Annotated in this window: 8 protein-coding genes; 3 read left to right on the top strand and 5 right to left on the bottom strand. The window is 69.6% G+C overall.

What is annotated here, in order from left to right:
* Positions 1-431: glycerate kinase (locus tag VF542_RS04655; protein ID WP_408650542.1), on the bottom strand; the 431-nt coding region annotated here is incomplete at its 3' end.
* Entirely contained in the window at positions 428-1,594 is a 1,167-nt protein-coding gene (gene solA / locus VF542_RS04660) for an N-methyl-L-tryptophan oxidase (protein ID WP_408650543.1), read from the bottom strand. The genes solA and VF542_RS04655, both read right to left, overlap by 4 nt.
* A 171-nt stretch (positions 1,595-1,765) precedes the next feature.
* On the opposite strand from solA, the gene VF542_RS04665 reads away from it, so the two are divergent.
* A complete protein-coding gene (locus VF542_RS04665) occupies positions 1,766-2,467 on the top strand; it encodes a hypothetical protein (protein WP_408650544.1) in 702 nt (233 codons plus the stop codon).
* 97 nt (positions 2,468-2,564) lie between these two features.
* Here the strand turns inward: VF542_RS04665 and VF542_RS04670 are convergent, their stop codons facing one another.
* Both VF542_RS04670 and VF542_RS04675 read right to left on the bottom strand, forming a co-directional pair.
* A complete protein-coding gene (locus tag VF542_RS04670) occupies positions 2,565-3,005 on the bottom strand; it encodes an OsmC family peroxiredoxin (protein WP_408650545.1) in 441 nt (146 codons plus the stop codon).
* Between the two features lie 159 nt (positions 3,006-3,164).
* The gene (locus VF542_RS04675; RefSeq protein ID WP_408650546.1) at positions 3,165-3,620 is read right to left on the bottom strand and encodes a MarR family winged helix-turn-helix transcriptional regulator; all 456 of its coding nucleotides are present in this window, start codon (positions 3,618-3,620) and stop codon (positions 3,165-3,167) included.
* A gap of 416 nt (positions 3,621-4,036) precedes the next feature.
* Between VF542_RS04675 and VF542_RS04680 the strand changes: the two genes are divergently transcribed.
* Positions 4,037-4,423 carry a hypothetical protein gene (locus VF542_RS04680; protein WP_408650547.1) on the top strand — a complete coding sequence of 129 codons (387 nt, stop codon included), beginning with the start codon at positions 4,037-4,039 and terminating at the stop codon, positions 4,421-4,423.
* A gap of 173 nt (positions 4,424-4,596) precedes the next feature.
* Positions 4,597-5,172 carry a uridine kinase family protein gene (locus VF542_RS04685; RefSeq protein ID WP_408650548.1) on the top strand — a complete coding sequence of 192 codons (576 nt, stop codon included), beginning with the start codon at positions 4,597-4,599 and terminating at the stop codon, positions 5,170-5,172.
* Positions 5,173-5,205: 33 nt separating this feature from the next.
* On the opposite strand, the gene VF542_RS04690 is transcribed toward VF542_RS04685, so the two are convergent.
* Positions 5,206-6,222, bottom strand: a 1,017-nt coding sequence (locus tag VF542_RS04690; RefSeq protein WP_408650549.1) for an HNH endonuclease signature motif containing protein, incomplete at its 5' end; no start/stop codon positions are given.

A 6,222-nucleotide genomic window follows, 5' to 3' on the forward strand; every position in this document is an offset into this window, starting at 1 on the left:
GCCCCGGTGCCGCCATCGGTCGAGGCGGAACCGCCGAGCGCCACCACCAGGCCCCGGACACCGGAGCGCAGCGCCGCCGCCAGCACGATGCCGAGTCCGACGGTGTGCGAACCCATCGGATCCAGCGGGCTCAACCCGGCAATGCCGCAGGTTTCGGCGAGTTCCACGGCGGCGGTGTCACCGGCACGCAGGTAGCGGCCCAGCCGGGGCGTTCCGACGGCGTCCACGGTAGGCACCGGAACCCAGCTGGCGGTACGCCAATCCTGCGCCAGCACCGCCAGCGTGCCGTCGCCGCCGTCGGCCATCGGCAGCAGTGCCACCTCGTCACCCGGCCGGGCCGAGCGCCAGCCCGCGGCCAGCGCCGCGGCAGCGCCGGGCGCCGGCAGGCTGCCCTTGAACTTGTCCGGCGCGATCAGCACCCGCAGTGTCATCGCCGGGCGGCGAACCGTTCCGGTGCCAGGAAACCGATGTCATGCCGGGTGGAGCCCTCGATCACCAGGTCGGCGACGATCTCCCCCACCACCGGGACGAACTTGAAACCGTGCCCCCCGAAGCCGAGGGCCAGCACCACCCGGCCCGACGAGCCCGGATGGAGGCCCAGCAGGAAGTCATCGTCGGGGGTGCTGGGGTACAGGCACGCCTGGCCGGTCACGCAGTCGCCGTCCAGCGCCGGCAGGGACGGGGCCAGCACCTGCCGCAGCGCCCGGCATTCGGCCTCGGACACCGTTCGCTGCATGGTGTCGGGATCGACATCGGGGTTCAGCCAGTCGTGGTAGAAGGCGGCCTTGACCCCCTCGTCCCCGGGCTGGTGCGGAAAGCCGTACACCTCAAGCCGATCCGCTCCGGGAGGCACCGGAAAGCTCCAGAGGTAGACCGGGAACACCTCGGGCGCGAAGTCTGCCACCGAGGTCTTCGGCCGCAGCCAGTGCACGGTCTGGCGCTGCGCCTGGACGGGATACTGGTCGAGGTTGGCCAGCCGGCGGGCCCAGGCGCCGGTGGCGATCACGGCGCGCGGCGCGTGCAGTTCCTCACCACCGGCCATCAGGTGCACGCCGCCAGGGCCGAGCTCCACCTGCTCGACGACCGTGTCGAAGCGCAGCTCGGCCCCGGCATCGGCAGCCAGTTCGAGGTTGGCCAGCACGGTGACCTCCGGGCGGACGAACCCGGCGTCGGCCTCGTACACGGCCAGGTGGCCCTCGGGCAGCGCGAATTGGGGGTACCTGGCGCGCAGGCCGGCGGAATCGAGTACCTCGTGCGGGAGTCCCCAGCGGCGGGCCGACTCCAGCGTTCCGGATACCACCGCGCTGTCCGGAGCGCCGATCATCAGCGCGCCGCACCGGGTGAACAGCTGGGTGCCGAAGGTGGCCGAGAGCTCGTCCCACAGCTCGTAGGCACGGATCAGCAGCGGCACGTAGTCCGGCTTCTCGAAGTAGGACTTGCGCACGATCCGGGTGCCGCCGTGCGAGGAGCCCAGCGAGTGCGCGGGAGTGAACTGCTCGATGCCCAGGACTCGCTGACCCCGCGCGGCCAGCGAGTAGGCCGCGGCGGAGCCCATCGCGCCCAACCCGACCACGATCACGTCGTATTCGCTCATGTCGCTCCCCTCTTCGCGCAAGCGCTCATCGCCATGACTCGCTGCGCTCCTGCCTCGCTGGCGCTCACTCGATGCTCGCTCGTGTCACCCATGATGTCGCAGCCACCGGTGACGCTCTCGCGGCACGGCTCAACAGCCGCCGCGCCGGGTCCGAGGCGTTACGGTGTGCGCGTGAGCTGGCTGACCGAACCGGACGAGGACTGGGACCAGCAGGAGGCCGCGCCGCCCAACCGGCTGAAGGTGGCGCTCGCCGTGCTGGCCGGCTGGTTGACAGTCAGCCTGATCGTCCTGGTCGGCCTGCTCAGATTCAGCGACCGCGACAGCTTGAGCGAGCACCCGGCCACCCCTGCCTCGACTACCACCGCCACCGCTGCCGCCACTACCCCGACCTCGGCCGGTACCACCCCGTCTCCGGCCGGTACCACGAGCAGCTCGCCCACCGGTGCGGTTCCCGCCGGCTGGGCGCGCCGGGCCGACGATGACCAGGCCAACTGCACGGCGCACTCCTACGGGCAGGTGCAGGTCTTCTTCGCCAGGACACCGTGCTCATCGGTACACCGAAGCCTGCTCACCACCGAGCAGCACGGCCGGAGCATCGTGGTGGCCACCAGCACGGTGACCTTTCCCAGCCCGAGCCAGGCCACGAGCTATCTGCGCCTGGTGACCTCCGACGGCACCGGCAACGTCAATGACCTGCTGCGCGAAGGCATCCGGTACCCGGGCTCGCCGAGCAAGCTGCCCGTCACCGCGTTCGCGTCCCGGCAGGACGGGACCCGGGTGCTGGTGGCCGAAGCCGGCTTCGTGGACGGCCGCTCGGACTACCGCGACCCCACCCTGCAGGCAACGGCCCGCAAGGCCGTCGATGCCGGCTGACCGCGAGACTGACCGCCGGCTGCCCGCGAGACTCACGCCGACTGACCGGCTGCCGGACGAGCTGCCGGACGAGCTGCCGGACGGGTAAGAGGCGCGGTTAGCGGTCCAGCGTCGCGTCCAGGGTGATCTGCACTCCGGTGAGCGCCTTGCTGACCGGGCAGCTCTGCTTGGCGGCCTGAGCCGCAGCCTCGAAGGCCGCCTCGTCCAGACCTTCGACCTCGCCATGCACGTCGAGGGCGATGCCGGTCAACCGGAAGCCGCCCGCCGGATCGGGCCCCAGCGAGACCTTGGCGGTGACCTCGAGACTCTGCGGGGTGCCGCCGGCCTCGGCGATCAGCGCGGACAGCTGCATCGCGAAGCAGGAGGAGTGCGCCGCGGCGATCAGCTCCTCAGGGCTGGTGGTGCCACCGGCGTCCTCGGCCGCCCGCTTGGGGAACGACACGTCGTAGGTGCCCACCTTGGAGCTGCTCAGCTCCACCTGACCCGAGCCCTGCTCCAGGTTGCCGGTCCAGGCAGTCCGGGCGGTGCGTGTAGGCATGGAACCTCCTTGATTGACCTTTCGGCTTGTTGCTGAAGGCTATCCGGAGTGATCGCGCTCGATCTCATCGGGCTCGACCTAGTGCTGGCGGCGGCCCAGCGGCAGCTTGGGCCGGCGTCAACCGGGCGGCAGCTGGGCCGGCGTCAACCGGGCGTGGCGTCAGCCGTGCTTCTTCTCCAGGTCCTCGGTCAGCCTGCGCAGCTTCTTGATCAACCGGGCCCGGCTGGGGGCGTCGAGTTCGGTGGCCTCGCAGATCTGGGCGGGCACGTTGGCAGCCCGTCGCCGCATCGTCTTGCCCTGCCTCGTCAGCTGCACGTCCACGGTCCGCTCGTCACCGGCCCGCCGATGCCTGGTGACGAGGTCCAGTGCCTCCAGCCGCTTGACCAGCGGGGAGAGCGTGTTCGACTCCAGGTGCAGCCGGGCACCGATCTCGCCGACCGACGAGGTTCCCTGCTCCCACAACAGCATCAGGACCAGGTACTGCGGATAGGTCAGGCCCAGCTCGTCCAGGACCGGGCGGTAGGTGGCTGTCATGGCGCGGGACGCCAGATACAGCGCCAGGCACAGCTGGTCGTCGAGACCCTGGGGCAGCTCGTCAGAGCGCATCGCCGTCATACCGGCAAGGGTAATCCGGGTGGGGGCGATTTAGATGCGTTCAAACTGCCTGATTTTGGCCCTGGCGGCGGCTCCGGCCCGCTCACCGGCGGCTGCGGCCACGGTCACCGGCGGCTCCGGCCCGGTCACCGGCGGCTCCGGCCCGGCCTACCGGCGGCGAGGCGGCTCGCGCCGGCCTACCCGCAGACGCAGAGAAGCCTTGCCCGATCCGGTACCCCCGTACCCATCGCGGCAAGGCTTCTACTGCTCTTGCGTCCCTCGTGTACCCCCGTACCCGGCTAGAGTATCGAGGCCAGCGCCAGCCACACAAGCCGCAAAATAGTCACCGACCAACTACGCGCCGTGGTCGAACTGGGTCGAGTTTATGCTGAAAACTACGCGCGATTCGCCACTGGCTACCGATAGAGTCAGATTTCGTGGCTTCCACTCCTGACACTGGCGCGCACGGCGCCGACGAGGGCAGCCAGCGACCCGATCGATCCCCGCGCGAAGGGCTGCCAGATGCCGTGACCGACCAGAGCTGCGCATTCTGCGGCGCCGCCGAAGTGGTGTGGATACACCCGCTGGCGACCGACCGAGTCCAGTTCCGCCGGTTCGGCAAGGACACCTTGCAAAGCTTCTGGGCGCTCTGCCGCAGCTGCGAGCAGCTCTACCAGGACGGTGAGGACGATCAGCTGATCGCCTTGATGAAGACCGCCGGTGACTGGGTCTGGCAGGGCACCGATGTCGAGGACGTGCTGCGCAAGCCGGTCGACGTCTTCCGGGAGGCCGACCTCGGCCGCCGAGCGATCGGAACCACCTGAATCCTCAACGGCCGCATCCGGTTTCCGAGTCGATGGCGATGTTCCTAGGTGACTGCTAACAGTGATCCCACATGTGCCAAGGCTGGCGTTTGCTCGTTCGAACGCTGGGCAGCCCCAAAATCAGCCCGAGTCGGCGTCTTCCTGGTCGGGGCGGCCGAGGAACTGGGAGGGGCATGGCGCACGGTGCCGTCGACGTGATCCTGGAGCAGCTTGCGGCCCTGCCTGGCCACACGCCTCGGCTGGTCTGTGTCGAGGGCCTCGGCGGAGCGGGTAAGACCACACTCGCTCGGGCGCTGACGGCGCGGTCGGACAACATCACGCTGGTGCACGGCGATGACTTCTACGGTCCGGAGGAACGCGACTGGCGGTCGTGGAGCCCGCAGCAGGGCTATGAGCGCTACTTCGACCACCAGCGGCTCGAGCGTGAATTGCTGCGACCGCTGAAGGCCGGTCGGTCGGCCACCTTTCAGCGCTATGACTGGGACAGCAACACCCTCGACGGCTGGGTCACCGTGGAGGCGCGCGGCATCGTGCTGGTGGAGGGGGTGTACTTGCTGCGACGTGAGCTGCGGCTGTACTGGGACTTCTCCATCTACGTCGACGCACCGCGAGAGCTACGGCAGGCGCGGCTGCACGCCCGAGGCGAGAACGACGAGGGTTGGATCGAGCGGTGGGCGGTCGCCGAGGACTACTACGAGGGCGTCGAGCAGCCCTCGCAGGCAGCGGACCTGGTGGTCAGCGGCTACTGAGCCATAGCAGGGCTAGTCCCGACTGTGGCAGCCTCACTGTCGGCTGATCCGATGATTACGTCTCGGTGTCCGCTCCGGGTCGATCCAGGCCGGTGGGATCCAGTGCGGTTGCCCGTCGATCATCTGGCAACTCCACCCTCCGCGCTCGAACTCACGGTGGTGGAAGGTGCAGAGCAGCGTGAGGTTGTCCAGATCGGTGGTGCCTCCGTCGGCCCAGCCGACGATGTGGTGACGCTGGCAGTGCTCGGGCGGGTGGTCACAGCCCGGAAAGGTGCAGCCCTGATCGCGCGCTGTCAGGGCGAGGGATTGCGTTCGGGTCGCGATCCGCCTGGTGCGCCCGTGCTTGAGCACGGCACCGTGCTGGTCACGCAGCAGGAGATGCAGGCTGGCTTCATCGGCCATCCGCAACGCGTCCTCGACCGGGAGCAGTTGGCCGAAGGAGGTCTCAACCAGGCCTCGGCGGCTGCTGAGCTGATCGGCCGTCATGCTGATGATGACCTGGGCCGGCGCTCCCGACTCGACCAGCTCGGTGCGCCGAATCGCGAGGCCGGCGAGTTGCTCCAGGGCGTCATGCATCCGTTGGCCGGGGGAACGCGGGTCCGGGCCGGTCTCGTCGCTGGGTGCCGGTGCTGACCGGGGTGACAGCCAGGCCAGGAGTTGGGCACCGCAGGCGGGCGTGAGCCGGCCGGCCGCGGTGTAGCTGCCGTCGGTGTTGGGTAGTAGGGAGAAGTTGCGGCGGCGCTGCTGCTCACTGTCGGGCGCAAGGGTGCCGTCGGGGTGCAGGTGGGCCAGCAGCCGGTGGCCCAGCAGGCCCACTTCGCGCGGCCGCAGGATGGTGGCTGCCTCGACGAGGTGCTTCTCGGCAAGCGCGCAGTCCTCGGCACCGACGGCGGCGGGCAGGGCGTGCAGAGCAGTGAGGATGACCTTGGTGTGCTCAGCCGACAGCTCTCCCGATGACTGGGCATCGGACAGGTGTGGCCGTAAGGGCGGCAACGACTCACCGCTCAGCGCCACCCGCGGCCCGCAGGCCCGAGCCGCCTCGACCCGCTG

The sequence above is a fragment of the Jatrophihabitans sp. genome (genome assembly GCF_036389215.1).
In the GTDB taxonomy this organism is placed as follows: domain Bacteria; phylum Actinomycetota; class Actinomycetes; order Mycobacteriales; family Jatrophihabitantaceae; genus Jatrophihabitans_A.

Coding starts and splice junctions, on each gene's coding strand:
- solA (WP_408650543.1), bottom strand. CDS start 1,594: ATGAGCGAATACGACGTGATCGTGGTCGGGTTGGGCGCGATGGGCTCC.
- VF542_RS04675 (WP_408650546.1), bottom strand. CDS start 3,620: ATGACGGCGATGCGCTCTGACGAGCTGCCCCAGGGTCTCGACGACCAG.
- VF542_RS04685 (WP_408650548.1), top strand. CDS start 4,597: ATGGCGCACGGTGCCGTCGACGTGATCCTGGAGCAGCTTGCGGCCCTG.
- VF542_RS04670 (WP_408650545.1), bottom strand. CDS start 3,005: ATGCCTACACGCACCGCCCGGACTGCCTGGACCGGCAACCTGGAGCAG.